This is a genomic window from uncultured Veillonella sp. (assembly GCF_963534045.1).
GTDB lineage: Bacteria > Bacillota > Negativicutes > Veillonellales > Veillonellaceae > Veillonella.
In genome coordinates, this window is the sequence record NZ_CAUSQT010000020.1 from 12,197 (window position 1) to 33,039 (window position 20,843).

Genomic DNA, 20,843 nt, shown 5'->3' on the forward strand with positions numbered 1-20,843 from the left:
ATGACCGGTTTGGTTATAACGCTGTTTTTCTAATATTATTGTAATTTTTTAGGATCCTTTAGTAGCAATGATGCGCCTAGTCCCACAATAAGGAATGGAACTAGTGTCATCATGGCTGCTGGTAGTGAATAGGTATCTGCTAAATTCCCTACAACCGGTGCGATGATGCCGCCGATTGTTTGGCTTACGCCAAGGGTGATGCCTGATGCAAATCCGATGCTCTTAGCTAGATAAGTTTGGCCCAGTACAATAACAGGGCTGTAACTGATGGCCTTTGCAGCACCAATCATGAGTAAAATCAGATAGGCAAGTGGCATCATAATCGTTACAGAAAACTCAGGGACTTGTGTTAATAGGAACATGGATGGCAACCAAATCAACAGAGATAATCTAATGATTTTGATAGGACCGTATTTATCGCCCAATAAGCCACCGATGTATGTCATAAAGATGCCGATGCTAAAGAATACGGTTAATGCAAAACTACCTTGTTCGGGGCTCGTGCCGAGTTCATGAGTCCAGAATACAGGGATAAATGCATTAATAACGCGGAAATTAACCGATTGGCTTAGAATAATGATGAACAATATGCCAAAATATTTCCAATAATTTTTCAGTGGTTGAGCCGCAACTGTTGGATTTTCGGTGGCTACGGCTTGGTCGATAGTTTGGGCATGAGCTACGATACGTGGCATGAGCAGAAATAGAACGGTAGATATAATAATACCGGCTACGGTGAAAGCCGCTAGACCATGTGCACCTACTGTATAGGCGATAGCGCCAGCAAATAGAGGACCAAAGGCGAAGCCTGAGCTACCGCCGATGGCGAAGATTCCCATTGCTTTGCCCTTCTTGCCACCTCCGAGGCGGTTCATAATTTTTGCCCCTTCAGGATGGAAAATGGAAGAACCTACACCAGCTAGTGTGGCACATATAAGGAGACTTTCATAAGATGAAACAAAACCCATCATCCCCGTACTACATGCGGATAATAACGTGCCTGCTGCGATGAGGCGTGGCTGATTGAGCTTGTCTGAAATATACCCTAGCAATGGTTGTAGCAATGACGATAATGCCGTGTTTGCTAAGATGAGAAAACCTGCTTGCTCCAAGGACAGTCCATACGTATAGATAAACAGCGGCAATAATGCAGGTAATACACTTTGGCATGAGTCGTTGATCATGTGACTCAGCGTGATGAGATAAGGATAATACTTTTGCATAGTAAACCTCGTTGATTGATGATGTAATATACAATATATTTATATTATATACTATATGTATACAAATAAAACCTAGATAACATCTGTATTATGTGTATCTAGGTTTATCTATTATATCTCTATCATTATCATTTTAAATATGGCAGAGGAGGAGGGATTTGAACCCCCGCGCCGGTTGCCCGACCTACCGCATTTCGAGTGCGGACCCTTCAGCCTCTTGGGTACTCCTCCGTGCTTTACGACGCTCTTTAAAGAACTCTTTCATCAATTGGCTACATTCATCAGCGAGGATGCCTGCTTGCAATTGTGGCTCATGGTTTAGTCCCGGATGGGATAGCACATTAAACAGAGATTCTACGGCGCCTCCTTTGTAGTCGCTAGCACCATATACAACGCGATCAATACGGCTGTTAATAATGGCTCCTGCGCACATAGGACACGGCTCTATCGTAACATACAGGGTGCATCCAGTCAACCGCCAGCGCTTTAGGCTATTACAGGCCTCACGGATGACGAGAACCTCGGCGTGAGCCGTTGCATCATGATCCAGTTCACGGCGGTTATGATGACGTGAAATGACTTGATTATCGTGGACCAAAATGGCGCCAATAGGGATTTCGCCAAGGGCATACGCTTTTCTGCCTTCTTCGATGGCAAGGCTCATAAAGTATTCGTCACGACTGCGCTCGTCCATTGTATTAAGTTCGGTTGAATCCATTAGGTCTTTTGTCATTATCGCACCTCTTAATGTATAATATCTTACATAGAGTCTATCATATTTTATCGTATTTTTGCGAATAGATTTAATCGTTGTGTCAGTTGCTTGTGTGAGGCTAGTATGGATATTATTTGGTATATGTTTGACATGATTGGTACCATCGCATTCGCCGTATCAGGCGCACTTGTGGGTGTGTCCCGTAAAATGGATATTTTTGGCATGGCCGTGCTCGCCCTTGCTACCGCTATTGGGGGCGGTGTGATTCGTGATGTACTGTTAGGCTATTTTCCGCCAAACTCACTTCGTAATGTAGTGTACGTTACGGTCGTCCTCGTGGTAACCTTTATTGTATTTGTCATTTATAACAGTCGTTATCATCGAAACATAATGGGACCTCGTAGTAGGGCTAGTTATTTATTTGCCGATGCTCTTGGCTTAGCATCCTTTACCGTTACGGGTGCCTCTGCAGGGTATACACTCTATCCGGACTTGCCTATATTCATCGTATTGCTTGGTACCATTACCGCTGTAGGTGGTGGCATTCTGCGCGATATGTTGGCGCAGCGCGTACCTTCCGTACTGAAAGAAGACGTATATGCGTTGCCAAGCATTATTGGCGGTATAGCCTATTATCTACTGGTAATTAGCGATTGGGCGGGCCAAGCCGTATATGGGGCTTTCACCATTGTGCTGGTCATTCGTCTACTAGCTATAAAATATCACTGGAGCCTGCCTCGTGTCAGATAGTAAATCGGTTTTATGCGATACATTTGCCAAATTATGACTAAGTGATATAATTGTAATATTAGTTATTTTTTTATGATTGTATCCCTTACAACAGTTGTGAAATGGTACGCACAAGCGTGCTTGATAAAGGAGTTTAACCTATGTCTAAAAAATGGTTGAAAGTAGCGTTAATGGTTACGGCTATTGCTACGGGTACATCCATTCAAGTTGATGCGGAAACTGTGTTATATGTTCCGCAAGATGATCGTCCAGTAAGCCTACAATATACAGTTGATATTGCAAAGGCAGCGGGGATGACGGTGTTAACACCACCACAAAATTTGATTTCCGGTAAAACCTACAAAGGGCAAGCCGATCAAATCTGGAATTGGGTAGAGCAAAATGCGGGCCGTGCCGATGTTATGGTATTGAGTACAGATACCTTAATCTATGGCGGCCTTGTGGATTCTCGTAAACATAATTTGCCATTGAGCACATTGGAAAATCGTTTAAAACGCATCGAAGCGCTTAAGGCAAACCACAAAAATATACGCATTTATGGCTTTGGTACCGTCATGCGTTCCCCACGCGCTAGTGGAGGCGGTACAGAACCATCCTACTATGCAGATTATGGTCCAACCATATTCCAAATTGCTGCACTACAAGATAAATTGGATGCAGGTACATTGACACAAGCGGAAACGCAAAAATTGATGAGCTTGCAAGCCTCTGTCCCTGTAGAATATCTACAAGACTGGTTCTCTCGCCGTCAAAAAAATATGCAAGTGAATAAAGACTTGATCGATGAAGCGCGTAATGGTGTCTTTGCATACTTTGCATTGGGCCATGATGATACATCCCAATTGTCTCAATCCGCATTAGAAGGACGCTATTTAAATCAATACTCCAAGGGCATTCCACGTACACAATATGGCAGCTTCCCTGGGGCAGATCAACTCGGTTTATTGTTGATGGCTCGTTCTCGTACCGATGAAAGTGCGGAAAAACCTACGTTCTCCGTTATCTATCCACTTGGTGGTGCCGGCAAAACATTGCCAGGTTACGAAGACCAAACCGTTGATAAAACGATTGCGGAACACGTAGAAGCCGTTGGTGGTACGATGACAACTGCAGGTAAACCAACTGTTCTTCTCGCTGTTAATACACCTCTTTCTACAAGCACATCTGAATCTGAAACCTTTGGTAACTTCCCAATGATTTCTCAAGCTACGAATGCCTTTGTAGATCGTATTCAACAAGCTACGGAACAAGGTGTAAACGTGAGCATTGCGGATATTGCCTATAACAATGGCTCTGATAATACCTTGTTAGGTGCTTTATATAAACGCGATTTACTCTATAAAATCGGCGCTTACAATGGCTGGAATACAGCAAGTAATACGGTAGGCTATGCGATTGCACAAGGCTTATTGCTACAATCTATGTCCCCAGAAGGACATCGCGATATGTTGACCCAACAATATTTGGATAACTGGGCATACCAAGCGAATATCCGCAAGGATATTTATCGTATGCAAGATTCCATTCGTACCGACAATGTACGCTACTCTGGTGATTTGAATTCAAAATTAGAAGAGTATTTACAAGAACGTGTACAAGATTTCAGTGAAACTTATTTGAAGGTAGACCCTCGTACAGTTAAGGCTACATTCCCATGGGGCCGTTTGTTTGAAACGGATATTACTGTTTATGATAAACCAGTAGTACCTCTTCAAAAAGAAATTCGTATGCAACGGGAAGCAGAGGCGAAAAGACAAGCTGAAGCTGCAGCAGCTGCTGCGGCTGCACAAGCCAATGGTCAAGCACAAGCTGCTCCAGCTGTGCCAACTACAACAACTCAAGCTGCACCAGCTGCAACTTCGATAACGGTAGTACATCAAGCGGCGACTTCACCGCGTATTGTTCCAACACCGGCCGCTGTGCCGCAACAATAATCGCCTATGAAACGATCGTTTTTGCCTGAAATAACCTATATGCGTGGCCTTTGTATGCTCGGCGTTATCGGCATTCATGTCGGCTCCTATGCATTACAAAATCCGTTCGTTAATTTACAACTCATTAGCGTGTTGGAAATCTTATCGCGTTTTGCAGTGCCCGCATTTTTCTTCCTGTCAGCCTTTGGTTTGTTCTACCATACATCGGTAAACGATCCATTTAGCTACAAGGATTTTATGAAACGACGCTTTCAAGTGGTGCTCTATCCTTACATTGTGTGGTCCCTATTCTACCTCATCTATACAGGCATAACGGCGCACAATTTTGGAAATCTCCATCCCGGACCATTGCTTGTGAACCTCTTGTTTGGTAACAGTATGTACCATTTATATTTTATGGTTATACTGGTATGGTTCTATGTGCTCATGCCACTATGGCGTGTGATGGTGCGGTGGATTTTGAAAGCCCCCATTCCGTGGCTCGTCATCTTATTTATCCTACAACTAGGATTTGATTTTATATCCTCCTATCGATTGGGGACCTGGGTGACACAACAGTTTAGCGACTCTCCGGCTATAAAATATCTTTTTGATATGCGCCTTAATTATTGGGTGATTCATTATGTATGGATATTCCTCTTTGGTGCTGTTGTAGCTGAGCGATATGAAATCGTGAAGGACTATATGTGGCGCTACCGATACCTATTAGCCACATGTGCCATTTTATCGATTCTATCCATGTTGGGCGCCTATTACTATGTCATGGATGTATGGCATTATACGGTGCTCGAAGCGATTTACACAGTGCATCAGTTGAGTCCAATGGGGGTATTCTATACGGCATTGGGTACATTGTTTAGCTTATTCCTATTCCAAGTGATGCCCCTCAACAATACGATGGAGGCGTTCTGGTCACAAATTGGGGATACTTCATACGGTATCTATTTGGCGCATCCGTTCTGGTTATTGATCATGACCGGAATTATGGCCAAGTATAATCTTCTATTTACAGTGCCTCACGTAGTGCTGTTGTATGTGATGGCCGTAGGATTATCCTACTTGACGACAGTAGGTTTAAAACAAATACCAAAGCCAATTCGAAAATATATTCTTGGCAACTAATAGGCTTATACAAGCCCTGTAAGATTGGTATATAACTAATTACAATAGAATCCGCTCCTACCATAACTTATAGTTATCGGTAGAGGGCGGATTTTTTTATGACTAATTTGAAAACTTTCACAATGTAAAGTGTGAAAATTAATCTGTGATTGTGCTATAATACAATCATACTGATTAGAGTTACAACAAGGGAAAATGAGGTGCTCTTATGAAAGAATTAACATATTTTAACGGTGAATTCGTCGAACCAGGTGCAAAGGTAATCAGCATTGATGACCGTGGTTACTTATTCGGTGATTCTGTATATGAAGTTGTACGTGTTACAAAAGGTCGTTGTTTTGCATTGTCCTATCACCAAGACCGTCTATATCGGTCCATGCGTGAAATGGACATTCCTGTAAAAATGACACCAGATGATTTGACCGAACTTCACGAAATTTTGATTGAACAAAGTGAAATCAAGGAAGGTTATATTTACTTACAAATCTCCCGTGGTGTGGCGCCACGCCATCATGCATATGATCGCTCTAAACTTGAACCACAAATGCTCATGTCCATTCATAATCTCGATATGGATGCAGTGAACAAGTTGGAATCCGGTGTGAAAGCTATCGCATTGCCTGATGAACGTTGGGGTCATGTAGACATTAAAACAACGAATTTGGTTCCTAACATTTTGGCGCAAACAAAGGCGGAAAAGAAATTTGCTTATACAGCGATGTTATTCCGCGATGGCATTTGTACCGAAGGGGCTACATCTAATGTATTTGCCGTAAAAGATGGAATTATTTATACACATCCAGCGGATAATCATATTTTGAAGGGCATTACGCGTCAAATGGTTATCACTCGTGTGGCACCTTCATTGGGCATCACTGTTATCGAAAAAGAGTTTGACCGCGCCTTCGTTGATGATGCGGATGAACTATTCTTTACCAATACAACTGGTGGTGTGATTCCGATTATAAAACTCGACAGAAATCCTGTAGCTGATGGTAAACCAGGTGCAGTGACTATGAAATTACGTCATGGTCTAGAAAAATTAATGGAAGAAGGCTTGGCTTAATTAGCATACTATAGGTATGAATATGGTAGCTATAGTGGCTGGTAAGGGGAGCTTTCACAAAGAAAGGACATATTTTGATTACATTAGAACACATTAGCAAGGTCTACGAAGGTGCTAATCGTGTAGAAGCGCTGAAGGATATTAGCCTCACCATTGAAAAGGGGCAAATCTACGGCATTATCGGTCAATCAGGGGCCGGTAAATCTACACTGATTCGTTGCATCAATATGCTGGAATCCCCTACATCGGGCTCCGTTATCGTAGACGGCACAGATTTAACGAAATTGAGTGCTAGTGAACTGCGTAAAGCGCGTAAACACATTGGCATGATTTTCCAACATTTTAATCTTTTATCTTCGCGCACGGTCTATGACAATGTAGCATTCCCATTGGAATTGCAAGGGCTTAGCAAGGCTGAAATCAAAGAACGCATCACTCCGATTCTCGATATCGTAGGTTTATCGGACCGCGTGAATAACTATCCATCCCAGCTATCCGGTGGTCAAAAGCAACGTGTTGGCATTGCTCGTGCCTTGGCATCTAATCCAAAGGTATTATTGTGCGACGAAGCTACATCTGCGTTGGATCCGCAAACAACAGAATCCATCTTGGAATTGTTGAAGGATATCAATGAACGGATGGGGCTTACCATTGTGCTCATCACTCATGAGATGAAGGTTATCCGTGAAATATGCGACCGCGTAGCCGTTATCGAAGGCGGTGTTATCTTAGAAGAAGGTAGCACGCTCGAAGTATTTACAAATCCGAAGAAACCGACTACAAAAGATTTCGTTGGCTCAGTAGTAAGCGATAACCTACCAAAAGAAGCGCTTGAACATATTGAACTTCATGATGACTGGATTGCTGGTACGGCACCATTGGTAAAATTGAAGTTTACCGGCCAAGCCACAGATGAACCTGTTGTAGCAGGTTTAGTACGTCGTTTTGACCTCGATGTAAGCATTTTATTCGGTGGCATCGACTACATTCAAAACACTAGTGTAGGCCGTCTCATCATCATTTTGAATGGTGATCCTATGAAGGCGCAAGAAGGGCTAGACTATATCAGAACGTTACCAATTGAAAGCGAGGTGATCGGTTATGTCAGAGCAAGTAATTAAATTGTTGATAACCGGTACCTTGGATACATTGCAAATGACCGTTATCTCTACGATTATGGCCATGATTATTGGTATTCCGCTTGGTGTAGTATTGGTGGTTACATCTAAGGGACATATTTTAGAAAATGCAGCGCTTAATAAGATTCTAGGGGCTATCGTTAATGCGACTCGTTCCATTCCGTTTATCATCTTAATGGTTGCCATCATTCCGTTTACACGTATGGTGGTTGGTACGTCCATTGGTACGACGGCTGCTTGTGTACCGTTGACATTAGCGGCGATTCCGTTTTTAGCACGTCTTGTAGAAACATCCATTAAGGATATTCAATTCGGTGTTATCGAAGCTGCTCAATCGATGGGGGCAAGCCCATTCCAAATTATCCGCAAGGTATTGTTACCAGAAGCATTGCCAACTATTATCGATAATGTTACGGTGCTTATCGTTAACTTGATTGGTTACTCTGCAATGGCAGGTGCTATTGGTGGCGGCGGCCTTGGTGATATTGCTATCCGCTACGGATACCAACGTTTCCAAGGGGATATCATGCTCGCTACCATCATCATTCTTATCATTATGGTTCAAGTTATCCAAATGATTGGTGACGGTTTATCCAAAGCGATGAATAAGAAATAGGAGGCGTTATGAGCGTCAATGAAAAATTGAGAAGTGCTCAACATGACGAGCTCTTTGAAGGCATTTTACAACTTCAAACTGTAGAAGAATGTTATGCATTCTTTGAGGATATTTGTACTGTTAATGAACTGAAAGCATTATCGCAACGACTTCAAGTGGCTAAAATGTTACGCGCTGGTGATAGCTATGAAACGATTGTAGAAGAAACTGGTGCTAGTACAGCGACGATTAGTCGTGTGAAACGATGCCTTGTATATGGTGCTGATGGTTATACAGTGGTATTAGATCGATTGGCAGACAAAAAATAGTCGTAACATATTCATAGTAGGATATAATACATAACGGTGACCCTGGTCACCGTTATTTTGTATATAGGACTATTGTTTTTACTTATACGAATGGTAAAATGATAGTATATGTATGTGAGATATGGGAGGTCGTATATGGAATGGCTAATTGCAATAACCGGATTACCCTATGAGGTAATGATACTTATATTGCTTGCTGTAGCAGGGGCCTTTGCGGGCTTTGTGGATTCCATAGTGGGTGGCGGTGGATTGATATCTGTGCCGGCCATGTTGCTAACTAATTTGCCTCCTAGCATGGCTCTAGGTAGTAATAAATTGTCTAGTATCTTTGGGGCCGGTAGTGCATCAATTACATTTTTACGAAACCATATGGTTGATTTTAGGCTGGTTCGTAAACTATTGCCTTTTACCTTTATAGGTTCTATGCTGGGTACTTTGGCGGTTGTATCATTACCGCCGCTATATGTTAAACCGATTATCATCGTATTACTCGTGGCCGTTACATTATTTGTAGTCTTTAAAAAGAACTGGGGCGAAGTAAATCGCACCTCTCAAGTAATGGGGCGAGCACTTTATATTTGTATGGCCTTTGCCCTTGGCATCGGTATTTATGATGGCTTTATAGGCCCTGGTACGGGTACATTTCTCATTATGGGATTTATCTTTACCGGATTTGATTTTCTCCATGCTTCGGCGAATGCTAAAATTTTAAATTTCACCAGTAATTTAGCATCTTTACTTGTGTTTCTATATTTAGGACATGTCAATATTATGTATGGTCTTGCTGCTGCGGTGGGACAAGTTGTGGGCGCCTATTTAGGATCTCATTTAGCCATTGCGAAAGGATCTTCTTTGGTGCGTGTTATATTCCTGTCTGTTACGACAGTGATGTTGTTAAAATTAGTGTTTGATTATATTTCTACCTTGTAGGAGGTGTGAGTATGCCTCATAAAAATGATGTTCAAGTGGCATTGATCAGCGGTGGCACATCGGGGATTGGATTTGCCACAGCTAAGCTATTATTGCAAGAAGGTTGGTGCGTCGTTATCAATGGCCGCGATGAACAAGCGGGACAAAGGGCAAAGATGAAATTGCGCCGATATTCTTCGAAGGTGCGCTATGTGAAAGGCGACGTATCCAGTGTTAGCGATTGTCAGCGCATCGTAAAAGAAACGGTAGATTTCTTTGGTAGTATTTCGGCTCTTGTAACGGCGGCTGGATATTATGAAGAAGAGCTACTAGCCGATGTATCTGAATCGGCTTTTGATGAAATGTTTGGAACAAATGTAAAAGGAACTGTATTCTTGTGCCAAGCAGCATTGCCTTATTTACGTCAAGTAAAGGGCAGTATTGTTACCGTATCTAGTGATGCGGGCCTACAGGGCAATGTAGCCTGCTCAGTATATGGTGCGTCAAAAGGTGCTATCGTAAGCTTTACAAAATCACTGTCCCTTGAGATGGCACCTCATGAAGTACGTGTAAATTGTGTATGTCCTGGCGACGTAGATACATCGCTTGTAGATAAGCAAATTGCCCAATCCCATCAAGATGCGGAACAAGCAAAAGAGGAGATGGGCCAACATTATCCATTAGGGCGTATTGCAAAACCTCATGAAATTGGAGAAGTTATCGCTTTTTTAATTAGTTCAAAAGCATCCTTTGTAACAGGTGCTGCGTGGACGATTGATGGAGGTCTTACGAGTTGGTAGTGAATAGAGTGTTATCTATTACTAATAGTCATAATAAGACAGTTTATACAGGGTAAAATATATATTATTCATTTCAATTCTACATTGAGAATGGTATAATAATACTAATGAACGATACATACATTCACAAGTGGAATCCGGAGAAAAAGGAGAACGATTATGGCAGAATATAATGGCGTTAGAATTGAACCGCTTAGCGATGGTGGTCAAGATTTAAATTATCAAGTTGAACAATTTATTTTCTGGGGTGCAGGCCGTGCTGCCGTATTGGCTTTGTCTCCAAAATTCAGCAATGTTGCACTATGCACAAATGCTACATACATGGTAACTCGCATTGCTCATTTATATGATGTTGAATTACAAACAGGTGCTGTTGTAGGTTTAGTAGGTGGCTTGAGCACTGCTATTGCTACAGCTGCTATTTCCTTACTCGTACCTTTTAAAGCAGTACGCGTACCGGTAGCTGTTGGTTTGACCTATGCTATTGGTAAGGTAGCTCATATCTGGATCGAAGATGGTATGCCATCCGACATCGAACGCTACAAACCTATGATCGCTGAGTTCTATGAAAATGGTAAAACCATTGCTGGCGAAATCGCTCGCGATGCAGCAGCAAGCATTCCGTTCACTCAAGGCCAACGCGATGTATGGGCTGGTATTGCCAATGAAACAGGTCTTGCAAAAGAACAATTAGAACAAGTATATTCTGAAAAAGTAGCACCTGCTATTGAAAAATGGAATACGGAAACGAAATACCAATTGCATGATAATGCAGCAGAAGCAGTAGCAAAGGTAACTGATGCGGCAAAAGAAAAAATCGATGTAGCAAAAGAAACATTGGATACTGCAAAAGAATTGGCTAAAGGTGGCGTAGAGGTAGCGAAAGCAACAACTCAAGTGGCTGTGGAAAACGCAAAAACTACAGCAGCTCAAGCTGTGGAAAATGCAAAAGATACTGCATTCCAAGCTGTTGAAACAGTAAAAGAAACGACAAAATCCACAATTAACGGTTTTCGTAAATAGTTAGAAGGATTGGTATGAATCCATTAAAGATTATCAAATATGGCAAGTATTTTAGTGAGTCTCGATTCTTGGCGTTTGCCACTCGCTATGGTAAAAAACTTGCCTTTGTACAAAAAGCAGTGGTGTTATTCTTTTGCTTGCGCGATCAAGATACACCAAAATATGTAAAGGCTATTTTAGCCGGCGCCTTAGGGTATCTCGTCCTACCAATCGATATCATTCCTGATACGATTGCGGGCCTTGGCTGGGTAGATGATGTAGCAGTTCTCGGCATTGCTTTCAAAATCGCCAACCGCTATATCAAAACATCCCACGAAGAACAAGCGAAAAAGCTATTCCCTTTTGGTAACTAACAAGTACATAAAAAGGCAGTTTAATCATTGTTATTGGTTGGACTGCCTTTGTTTATTTGACACCCTTTGTTAATAGATATACAATTAAATTTGTATTGTAATAAGAAGGATGAATAAATGTATACAGCGACAATTAACGTCCGTTTCTATGAAACCGATATGATGGGAATTGCTCACCATAGCAATCATTTTCGGTGGTTTGAAATGGCGCGTATTGAATTCCTTCGTCACATTGGTGTCACCTTGTGGGATATGATGGACGAGGATATAGTATTTCCAATTATGAATGTATCGTGTAACTATAAGGAACCTGCTCGGTTCGATGACACGATTAATATAGAAACCTATTTAGTTAAAATGACCCGTGCTCAGATGATATTTAAATACCGCATGCGCCGCGCTAGCGATGGTGCTCTATTGGCGACGGGTGAGACTAAGAATGCCTTTATGTCTAAATCGTCTGGGAAAATCGTACGATTAGAGGATCGCTTTTATCAACCTATTCTAAATGCTGTTGAGGAGATGCCTCATGACTAATATAGATACACAACGACTGCCTATCGGCGTCTTTGACTCAGGTGTAGGTGGTCTATCCGTTTTGAAAGTTCTACAGGAACAATTTCCCAATGAAAACTTCATCTATATAGGAGATAATGCTAATAACCCTGTTGGCAATCGTCCGACCGAGGAGATTACAGAAATCGCCTGCCGTATTGCGGAAACATTACATCAAGTACCCGTAAAATTGATGGTCATTGCGTGTAATACCTTTACCGTAGTGGCCCTCGATGAGGTGCGTAGTCGCGTCAATGTGCCGGTTATCGGCGTGTCGCAAGGTGTTAAGACCGCTATTCGTGAAAGCAATAGTAATACCATTGGTATCATGGCGACAGTGGCTACAGTTAATAGTCATATTCATAAATATGTGGCTATGGACATCGACCATGAGGTTTTTGTATGGGAACAACCATGCCCAGAACTAGCCGGCTTAATTGAACAAGGTCATTTGCACGATGACGCTGTTCGTACAGCCGCTAAGGAGTACTTAGCACCTATGCTAGAACGGGATATCGATGTTGTCGTATTGGGATGTACTCATTTCCCATTTGTTAGCCCTGTGCTGCAGGAGTTATCAGGTGACCGCATCCGATATATCGACCCTGCTTATGAGACTAGTGATCTAGTACGACGTACGATGGACAGCAATCATTTACATAATCCATCTACCGAGAAGGGCCGTAGCACCTTGTATTTCACAAAGGATATTGCCCTAGGGGCTGATTTAGGCGCCCAATTCTTAGATACTGATGATTTTTCGGTGGAATTGATTACACTATAAAGGAGAATTCACATGTGGTTTTATGACATAATAAATGTGATAGTTGCCATTGCAGTTATCGTAGCTATTTTGTACTTATTATTCCGTCTATTCGTATTAAAACAAGGTAACGAACGCGTTATTTTGTTGCCAAAGCGGAAAACAAGCTTTCAATTGGCAGATATGAATATGAGCTCCATGACATTGTTCTGCGATGTGCCATTTGTAAACAAAGGCCGTCAACTTGGTACAATCATGGATTTATTCCCACGTCCTTTGCTTCCAGAAGAACATTTTGATGGTGTGAAAGTAGACGCTTGGGCTATGGATATCGATCGTCCACGCCACGATGGTTACTTTGAAGCCATCATCATCAAGCCTCGCAAGGGTGGTACAATCCGCGTTTACGTTACCTTAACAGGTAGAAATGGCAATATTCGTGAAGATATTAAGGGATTCCCTTATATGGATATCGACATTTATTACCAAATCGTAGGTCGTACCGATTACCATATCGATAAACAACGTATTCGTTTGACTGCAGAAGAAGTACAAGCAGCATTGGTTCACTAAGGAGGCATAACAATGGCAGAATTAGAATTAGTATGTGTTCCTACACGTATTCTTACAGATAATGATGACATCGTTGATGCTATCGTTGAATTTGGTGGTCACAATATTGGACCAGAAGACATCGTATGCGTAGCAGAATCCGTCGTGGCTATTACACAAGGCCGCTTTACACGTCCTGAAGAACTCAATGTATGTTGGCAAGCGCGTATGATTAACCGCTTTATCCATCCAGATGGTTCCATGGCTTCTATTTATGGTATGCAATCTGCTATGAACTTAGATGGTAAATGGAAGGTATTAGGTGCTTTCTTCTTAGGCGCTATTGCTAAAATTTTCCGCAAACCAGGCGTGTTTTACGCTATCGCCCGTGCTGCATCCTTAACCGATGACGTAACAGGTACAATGCCTCCATTCGATAAACACATCGTATTTGGTCCAAAAGATCCAGATAAGGTGGCTGAAAAAATCGTTCAACGCACAGGTTGCTATGGCGCTGTTGTAGCAGACGTAAACGACTTGAAACGCTCTGCAATTCTCGGTACAAGTCGCGGTATTGATGCGAAGAAAATCGCTAAATTGTTGATTGATAATCCGTTTGGTAATGATAGCCAAATGACACCAATCGTTATTATTAAAAACTACGCTTCCGTTTCGGGAGCAAAATAAAAGATTCTCGATGTTTCCGGTGCAGAACTGGTAAGTCTAGAGATTAACAAAAGAGACTGCTCCGGCGGTCTCTTTTCTGTTTAAAGGAGGACATATGTTATTAGGCATAGATGTAGGCGGTACCTTTACGGATGCCGTTATTATAGATGGGGGTACCATCGTTTCATCGGCGAAGCGGAGAACCACGAAGGAGAATCTCATGAATGGCATAACGGATGCCTTAGGTGCGGTGATGCGTGGTGCGGACCCTGCACAAATAGAACAGGTAACGCTATCCACTACGGTAGTGACAAATACAATTGTGGAGCATAAAGAACAGCCTGTAGATCTCTATGTTGTAGCGGGGCCAGGGCGCAATGTAGATGATATTTTCCCGGTAAGACCTGTGTACCTCAAAGGGTATACGGACCATCGCGGCATTGTGGTAGAACGTACGGATGTAGAGGGTACTCGTCAACTAGCAAATATGGTGCAATCTAAGAGTGGTACCGATTTAGCAGCGGTCTCCGCAAAATTTGGCGTCCGTAATCCGAAGGAGGAACTCGATATTGCCAATGGTCTCGCAAGTACATATACTACGATTTCTACAGGCAGTGCACTGAGTGGCAATCTTAATTTTCCCCGTCGCACCATTAGTGCTTATTTTAATAGTGCGGTGGCCTCTGTATTTAAGGACTTTAAAAATGCTGTCCATCATGCATTGGAAACCTTTCACATTACGGCGCCTGTATATATTTTGAAAGCTGACGGTGGCTCGCTACCGATTGATACGGTAGAATCTATTCCTGTAGAGACAGTATTTACCGGACCGGCCGCAACAGTACTTGGCTTAGAAGCATTGCGCAGTACTAAAGAAGCTCATACGGTGGCCCTTGATATTGGTGGGACTACAACGGATATTTCCTTGTGGAAACAGGGCAAACCATTGATGACAAAAGAGGGCGTATCCATTCGTGAATATCCAAGTGCAGTACGTTCCTTTGCGGTTACCTCTGTGGGCATTGGTGGTGAATCGGCGGTGCGTTATGAAGATGGCAACCTTATGGTTGGCCCTGAACGGCTCGGCCCATCTGTTGCCCTTGATGGCACTTTCCCAACATTAGGGGATGCTCTCATTGTGCTTGGTAAAGCTCACTATGGAGATGAACAGAAGGCATATGATGCCATTGCACAGATAGATACGACAATTGATGCGAAAACCATGGCTCAGCGCATTGTAGATACAGCAGTTCGCGTTGTACAACAAGGCATTGATATGGTAGTAGCGAAGGAAAATAAACGACCTATTTACGTAGTAGCCGATATTGTGCATCCCGATCCGTTCGTGCCAGCACAACTCGTCATTGTTGGCGGTACAGCTGCTAGTTTGGGACCCATTATTGGGGATCAACTAGGATTACCTGTTCATATTCCAGTTGATGCAGCTGTGGCTAATGCCATCGGTGCTGGTGTAGCTAATCATACGATGGCGATTACGGTTCACGTCGATACAAAACGGCGCACCATGGTGGTGCCAGAGCTAGGTATTCAAGATAAAAGCAGCAGTTTGCGTTCTGCCAATGCCGTGGAAGAAATAGCGTATGATTTATTGCGAGATGCTGCGCGAGAGCAATGCCTTGTACCTCCAGATGCAATGCCTGATATAGAAACGATTAGCGTTGAAGATTTTCCTGTTGTTGATGGATGGCAATCGATGGAACGCATTATCACTGTGAAAGTACAATTGAAAGCGGGGGTGAGCAGTTATGTGGAATCATAAGGACAGCTATCGTGTACGAAATAGAATCGTGCCAGCTAGTACAATAGAACATCCTTCGTTGGGCCTCGTTTTTTTCCCTGCCTTTGATTGGAAAATTTCCGCTACCCATCCAGAACGGCAAGAACGATTGCTCTATACACGGGATCAAATCGTAGAAGAAGGCTTATTGGATGTACCGAATATTAGGGAATATAATCCTATTGTAGCCGACTGGGATACTATAGAACGGGTTCATGTGGGGGCCCCTGATTTAGCATCTTGGGTAACCGATGCCCATCGCGTATCAGCAGGCGGTGCCATCGCAGCAGCTGATGCGGTGCTACGAGGTGAAGTTGACCGAGCCTTTGCCCTCGTTAGACCACCAGGGCATCATGCGATGGCCATGGTTCATGGTATTCGTGGGTTCTGTACTATCAATATCGAAGCCGTTATGATTCAACATATACGCCAAACCTACGGTGTAAAACGTGTTGCCATCGTCGATACCGATGTACATCATGGGGATGGTTCGCAAGATGTGTTCTACCATGATCCAGATACCTTGTATATAAGCTTTCACCAAGATGGGCGGACCTTATATCCGGGAACAGGATTTATGGATGAATTCGGCGGGCCTCAAGCCATCGGAGCCAATATCGACATCCCATTGCCACCGGGTACGGGTGATGAAGGTTTGTTAAAGGTTATGCGTGAGCTTGTACTGCCGATACTCCATGAATTTAAACCGGATATCGTTATCAATTCGGCGGGGCAAGACAATCACTTCTCCGATCCATTAGCGAATATGAATGTTACCGCTAAGGGATACGCCGAATTAGTTGACCTATTGCAGGCCGACATAGCTGTTCTTGAAGGTGGCTATTCTGTACAAGAGGCCTTGCCTTATGTAAATACGGGCATCATATTATCGATGGCGGGGTTAGATTACAGTCGCGTTATCGAGCCGAACTATGTAGAACAACATCAATCGGCAGATGTAACGAGATATATAGATGATCTAATATTGAAATGGAAGGACCAATGGGCACGGCGTGAGGAAATAGCACGAGATGAACTCATCGGTCACAAGGATAGATGGGTTCGTGACTATTCTGTGTATTATGACGAATCTGGCGTTCAAGAAGAGCGCCGCGAAACAGTACGTCTCTATCCGGATAAAATTGGTTGGCATAGTATCGAATCTTATGGAAATTATGGACCTTATGCCAAGCAAAGTGTGTATGCCATGTTTATACCATGGCAAGCAGATGATGCTACGCGCGAAGAGGCTTTCACAGAAGCACGCCGCATGAAAAAACAAGGTGGACTCAATCGCTATGTGGTGGTGGACCCTATGGGACAGGGGCAAGTTGAGATTTAGCTTGTCGAATGGGAACCGCCGTTCATGATATAATAGAATAAACGAGATAGCGCCCCTCGTGTGAGGGGCGTTTCTATTGTGATCCATATCCTATAATGAACAATTCAGCATGGTATACTAGACATAAAGGGGGCGTTGTTATGCGCAGTGATAATAGAACAGCAGGTCAATTAAGACCGATTAAAATAACTAGACATTTTACAGAATATGCAGAAGGTTCAGTGCTCATCGAATGTGGTAAGACCAAGGTCATTTGTACGGCTACCATCGAGGAAAATGTACCGCGCTGGCTAAAAGGTTCTGGCCAAGGTTGGGTGACTGCAGAGTACTCCTTGTTGCCACGCTCCACAAAAACACGTGTCAGCCGTGAGGCCGCTCGTGGTAAACAAACAGGCCGTACCGTTGAAATTCAACGCTTAATCGGTCGTGCGTTGCGTGCCGTTGTAGATTTAAAGGCCTTAGGAGAACGCTCTATTACCGTAGACTGTGATGTTATCCAAGCTGACGGTGGTACGCGTACGGCGTCCATCACAGGTGCCTTCGTAGCCCTTGTGGATGCCATCGATTTCACATTTGGCGGCTTTGGTAAATTCCCTATTACCGATTTCTGTGCCGCTATTTCCGTTGGCATTGGCCCAGACGGTCCTATTACAGACCTTTGCTATGAAGAGGATAGCGCTGCCGTAGTGGATATGAACGTGGTGCGTACCGGTGCCGGTAATCTTATCGAGGTGCAAGGTACAGGCGAGCATGGTACATTTAACCGCGATGAACTTAATCAATTATTAGACCTTGCAGAATCTGCCACTGATGAATTAATGGCTGCGCAACGCGATGTGCTCGGTTCTGTAGCGGACAAAATTGGCAAAGTGTATCCTGACGCACCTGTTCAAACTGCTGAAGGAGAACAATAATATGGAACGCATTGTATTAGCAACGGGTAATAAGGGGAAAATACGCGAATTTAAACGGGCTTTTTCTCATATGAACATCACCTGTGTGCCTGTGAAAGACATAATAGACGTTCCAGAACCAGAGGAAACGGGCACAACCTTTATGGAAAACGCCATCCTCAAAGCGAAATACTATAGCGAAAAGACTGGACTGCCTTGCTTAGCTGACGATTCAGGACTTGCCGTTGATGCCCTTGATGGGGCCCCTGGTGTATACTCCGCACGCTATGCAGGTGTTCACGGCGATGACGAGGCAAATAATGAAAAATTAATTCGCGAATTACAAGGTAAATCGGACCGCACAGCGCATTATGTATGTGCCTTAGCGCTGGTTCATCCCGATGGTGATAGCGTAACCGCCGAAGCCTCTTGCGAGGGGGAAATTCAAGATACGCCGCTTGGTACCAATGGATTTGGGTATGATCCATACTTTTTTGTTCCCCGATTTGGCAAAACAATGGCGGAACTCGATATCGATACGAAGGAAACCATCAGTCATCGTGGTAAGGCGTTGCAAGAATTGGTTGCAAAGGTGAACAAATGAAACGGATAGGTATTATTAGTGATACACATGGCTATCTCGATACCATTGATCTCGTGTTAGATGCAACGGTGGACCAAGATATCGACATGTGGCTACACGCCGGTGATTACGGAGACGATGCGCGGTATATGCAGACGCGTACCGATGTACCGGTTTACGCCGTGCGCGGCAATAATGACCGCGTGCAGCCTTTAGAACCTAAGGAGCAATTGATTCCCCTCGAGGATACCTATATTTACATGACCCATGGTCATGAGGTATCATATTGTAAACGAGCACAAGAATTGATACACATCGGCAATGCTATGGGGGCGCGCCTCATCGTTTGTGGGCATAGTCATTATCACGAGGCTAAACATATAGGGGATACCCTTTTTGTAAATCCGGGGAGTATTGCATTACCTCGGGATGGATCGGGTGGCACCTTTGCCATCGTCACCTATGAAGATGGCGCCTTTGATGTAGAATTTGTGTATAAACAAGATATTATATAGTATATGTGTGAAAGTCGGGTTTTGTATGGCTTTCACAAAAAATAGTAAGTCTATGCATGGAAAGGGTTATGGCATATCATGGATACACCAGTTAAGGCAAAGCCTAAAATGAAGTTATATGGGTTTAATAATCTCACGAAGACGTTGAGTTTTAATATTTATGATATTTGTTATACTCGTACAGAGGAAGAAAAGAAACAATATATTCAATATATTGATGAAGTATACAACGCGGAACGGTTGACGAATATTTTGACCGAAGTGAGTCATATTATCGGCGCCAATATTTTGAATATTGCGAAACAAGATTATGACCCACAAGGGGCGTCGGTGACGATTTTGATTTCCGAAGAAGAAATTGAAAAAGAAGATGTAGTTATGCATTTGGATAAATCCCATCTTACGGTTCATACGTATCCTGAAAGCCATCCGCACAAGGGGATTAGTACATTCCGTGCCGATATCGAAGTGTCCACATGTGGTCAAATCTCTCCACTTAAGGCCCTCAATTATTTGATCAATAGCTTTGATTCGGATATTTTGACCTTGGACTACCATGTGCGTGGCTTTACGCGCGACGTGTCGGGCAAGAAAATCTACATTGACCATCGCATCAACTCCATCCAAAATTACATTAATGCGAAAACGCGCAATTTGTACAACATGATCGATGTGAACGTGTACCAAGAAAATATTTTCCACACTAAGATGATGCTCAAAGATTTTGACTTGGATAACTATCTATTTGGTATTACCGAAGCGGAATTGAGCGAACGGGAAATCAAGCAAATTAAACAACAATTGCGACAAGAAATGACGGAAATTTTCTACGGTCGTAACTTGCCTTCTGTGAAAGCCTAGATGATTAAAAACGCTTAATTCTAAAATTTTCGAAAAACTATATCGAAAAATCTTGTATTATTGTTTCTGATTCTGTATAATGAACTTGTAAGGGGTATTAATAATTAATACCAAGAAACTATTGTGTCCGTTGTCATCCACAAAGGAGAATTATTATGGACGTACGTGAATTAGCAGTACAAAAAAAACGTGAATTAAAAGGCTTCCTAACAGTAGGAACTAAATATGAATTAAAAGACGCTCATGATTTATCCGTTGCTTACACACCAGGTGTAGCAGAACCATGCTTGCGTATTAAAGACAATGAAGCAGAATCCTTCGAATTAACTTGCCGTTCCAACATGGTTGCCGTTGTAT

23 protein-coding genes, 1 tRNA gene and 1 pseudogene are annotated in these 20,843 nt (G+C 42.9%); 22 read left to right on the plus strand and 3 right to left on the minus strand.

Annotated elements, in window-relative coordinates; genetic code table 11:
• Positions 1 to 35: 35 nt before the first annotated feature.
• The 3 genes from RYP29_RS04910 to tadA all read right to left on the minus strand — a co-directional run bounded on the left by RYP29_RS04910 (position 36) and on the right by tadA (position 1,917).
• Positions 36 to 1,223 (minus strand): MFS transporter, encoded by a 1,188-nt coding sequence (locus RYP29_RS04910; RefSeq protein ID WP_311532518.1) that lies wholly within the window; start codon positions 1,221 to 1,223, stop codon positions 36 to 38.
• 140 nt (positions 1,224 to 1,363) lie between these two features.
• Positions 1,364 to 1,454: transfer RNA gene (locus tag RYP29_RS04915), tRNA-Ser, on the minus strand.
• Complete coding sequence (gene tadA / locus RYP29_RS04920) at positions 1,408 to 1,917, minus strand: tRNA adenosine(34) deaminase TadA (protein ID WP_399553313.1); 510 nt, start codon at positions 1,915 to 1,917, stop codon at positions 1,408 to 1,410. The genes RYP29_RS04915 and tadA overlap by 47 nt, the downstream gene beginning before the upstream one ends.
• Before the next feature lie 144 nt (positions 1,918 to 2,061).
• On the opposite strand from tadA, the gene RYP29_RS04925 reads away from it, so the two are divergent.
• From RYP29_RS04925 to RYP29_RS05030, 22 genes and pseudogenes are all read left to right on the plus strand, one after another.
• Positions 2,062 to 2,688 carry a trimeric intracellular cation channel family protein gene (locus RYP29_RS04925; RefSeq protein WP_005380215.1) on the plus strand — a complete coding sequence of 209 codons (627 nt, stop codon included), beginning with the start codon at positions 2,062 to 2,064 and terminating at the stop codon, positions 2,686 to 2,688.
• A gap of 140 nt (positions 2,689 to 2,828) precedes the next feature.
• Positions 2,829 to 4,622, plus strand: a complete 1,794-nt coding sequence (locus RYP29_RS04930) for a DUF4127 family protein (RefSeq protein ID WP_311532519.1) — start codon at positions 2,829 to 2,831, stop codon at positions 4,620 to 4,622.
• A 6-nt stretch (positions 4,623 to 4,628) separates the two neighbouring features.
• Positions 4,629 to 5,744, plus strand: coding sequence for an acyltransferase (locus RYP29_RS04935; protein WP_105083521.1), 1,116 nt, complete (start codon positions 4,629 to 4,631; stop codon positions 5,742 to 5,744).
• A gap of 208 nt (positions 5,745 to 5,952) precedes the next feature.
• Positions 5,953 to 6,810 carry a D-amino-acid transaminase gene (gene dat, locus RYP29_RS04940; protein ID WP_005380174.1) on the plus strand — a complete coding sequence of 286 codons (858 nt, stop codon included), beginning with the start codon at positions 5,953 to 5,955 and terminating at the stop codon, positions 6,808 to 6,810.
• 74 nt (positions 6,811 to 6,884) lie between these two features.
• A complete protein-coding gene (locus RYP29_RS04945) occupies positions 6,885 to 7,931 on the plus strand; it encodes a methionine ABC transporter ATP-binding protein (RefSeq protein ID WP_311532520.1) in 1,047 nt (348 codons plus the stop codon).
• Positions 7,912 to 8,565 carry a methionine ABC transporter permease gene (locus tag RYP29_RS04950; RefSeq protein ID WP_005377242.1) on the plus strand — a complete coding sequence of 218 codons (654 nt, stop codon included), beginning with the start codon at positions 7,912 to 7,914 and terminating at the stop codon, positions 8,563 to 8,565. The genes RYP29_RS04945 and RYP29_RS04950 overlap by 20 nt, the downstream gene beginning before the upstream one ends.
• An 8-nt stretch (positions 8,566 to 8,573) precedes the next feature.
• Positions 8,574 to 8,873 carry a YerC/YecD family TrpR-related protein gene (locus RYP29_RS04955; protein ID WP_005380196.1) on the plus strand — a complete coding sequence of 100 codons (300 nt, stop codon included), beginning with the start codon at positions 8,574 to 8,576 and terminating at the stop codon, positions 8,871 to 8,873.
• Between the two features lie 135 nt (positions 8,874 to 9,008).
• On the plus strand, positions 9,009 to 9,803 hold the full coding sequence (locus RYP29_RS04960) for a TSUP family transporter (protein WP_311532521.1): 795 nt from the start codon (positions 9,009 to 9,011) through the stop codon (positions 9,801 to 9,803).
• 11 nt (positions 9,804 to 9,814) lie between these two features.
• Complete coding sequence (locus tag RYP29_RS04965) at positions 9,815 to 10,582, plus strand: SDR family NAD(P)-dependent oxidoreductase (protein ID WP_005377228.1); 768 nt, start codon at positions 9,815 to 9,817, stop codon at positions 10,580 to 10,582.
• A 159-nt stretch (positions 10,583 to 10,741) separates the two neighbouring features.
• Entirely contained in the window at positions 10,742 to 11,605 is an 864-nt protein-coding gene (locus RYP29_RS04970; RefSeq protein WP_009661020.1) for a hypothetical protein, read from the plus strand.
• Between the two features lie 14 nt (positions 11,606 to 11,619).
• Positions 11,620 to 11,958, plus strand: coding sequence for a YkvA family protein (locus tag RYP29_RS04975; RefSeq protein WP_005377221.1), 339 nt, complete (start codon positions 11,620 to 11,622; stop codon positions 11,956 to 11,958).
• A gap of 117 nt (positions 11,959 to 12,075) precedes the next feature.
• On the plus strand, positions 12,076 to 12,495 hold the full coding sequence (locus RYP29_RS04980) for a thioesterase family protein (protein WP_287500712.1): 420 nt from the start codon (positions 12,076 to 12,078) through the stop codon (positions 12,493 to 12,495).
• Positions 12,488 to 13,297, plus strand: coding sequence for a glutamate racemase (gene murI / locus RYP29_RS04985; protein WP_275249638.1), 810 nt, complete (start codon positions 12,488 to 12,490; stop codon positions 13,295 to 13,297). The genes RYP29_RS04980 and murI overlap by 8 nt, the downstream gene beginning before the upstream one ends.
• 12 nt (positions 13,298 to 13,309) lie before the next feature.
• Positions 13,310 to 13,849 carry a hypothetical protein gene (locus RYP29_RS04990; protein ID WP_005380162.1) on the plus strand — a complete coding sequence of 180 codons (540 nt, stop codon included), beginning with the start codon at positions 13,310 to 13,312 and terminating at the stop codon, positions 13,847 to 13,849.
• 12 nt (positions 13,850 to 13,861) lie between these two features.
• Positions 13,862 to 14,515, plus strand: a complete 654-nt coding sequence (locus RYP29_RS04995; protein ID WP_005377243.1) for a coenzyme F420-0:L-glutamate ligase — start codon at positions 13,862 to 13,864, stop codon at positions 14,513 to 14,515.
• A gap of 94 nt (positions 14,516 to 14,609) precedes the next feature.
• Positions 14,610 to 16,274, plus strand: a complete 1,665-nt coding sequence (locus RYP29_RS05000) for a hydantoinase/oxoprolinase family protein (RefSeq protein ID WP_311532522.1) — start codon at positions 14,610 to 14,612, stop codon at positions 16,272 to 16,274.
• On the plus strand, positions 16,261 to 17,634 hold the full coding sequence (locus tag RYP29_RS05005) for a histone deacetylase (protein ID WP_311532523.1): 1,374 nt from the start codon (positions 16,261 to 16,263) through the stop codon (positions 17,632 to 17,634). The genes RYP29_RS05000 and RYP29_RS05005 overlap by 14 nt, the downstream gene beginning before the upstream one ends.
• 140 nt (positions 17,635 to 17,774) lie before the next feature.
• Positions 17,775 to 18,548, plus strand: a complete 774-nt coding sequence (gene rph / locus RYP29_RS05010) for a ribonuclease PH (protein WP_311532524.1) — start codon at positions 17,775 to 17,777, stop codon at positions 18,546 to 18,548.
• Between the two features lies 1 nt (position 18,549).
• The gene (locus RYP29_RS05015; RefSeq protein ID WP_311532525.1) at positions 18,550 to 19,131 is read left to right on the plus strand and encodes an XTP/dITP diphosphatase; all 582 of its coding nucleotides are present in this window, start codon (positions 18,550 to 18,552) and stop codon (positions 19,129 to 19,131) included.
• Complete coding sequence (locus RYP29_RS05020) at positions 19,128 to 19,625, plus strand: metallophosphoesterase family protein (protein ID WP_311532526.1); 498 nt, start codon at positions 19,128 to 19,130, stop codon at positions 19,623 to 19,625. The genes RYP29_RS05015 and RYP29_RS05020 overlap by 4 nt, the downstream gene beginning before the upstream one ends.
• Before the next feature lie 78 nt (positions 19,626 to 19,703).
• Positions 19,704 to 20,486 carry an adenosylmethionine decarboxylase gene (gene speD / locus RYP29_RS05025; protein WP_105083530.1) on the plus strand — a complete coding sequence of 261 codons (783 nt, stop codon included), beginning with the start codon at positions 19,704 to 19,706 and terminating at the stop codon, positions 20,484 to 20,486.
• A 155-nt stretch (positions 20,487 to 20,641) separates the two neighbouring features.
• Positions 20,642 to 20,843 (plus strand): annotated as a pseudogene (locus tag RYP29_RS05030) (NAD-dependent malic enzyme); the annotation flags it as partial.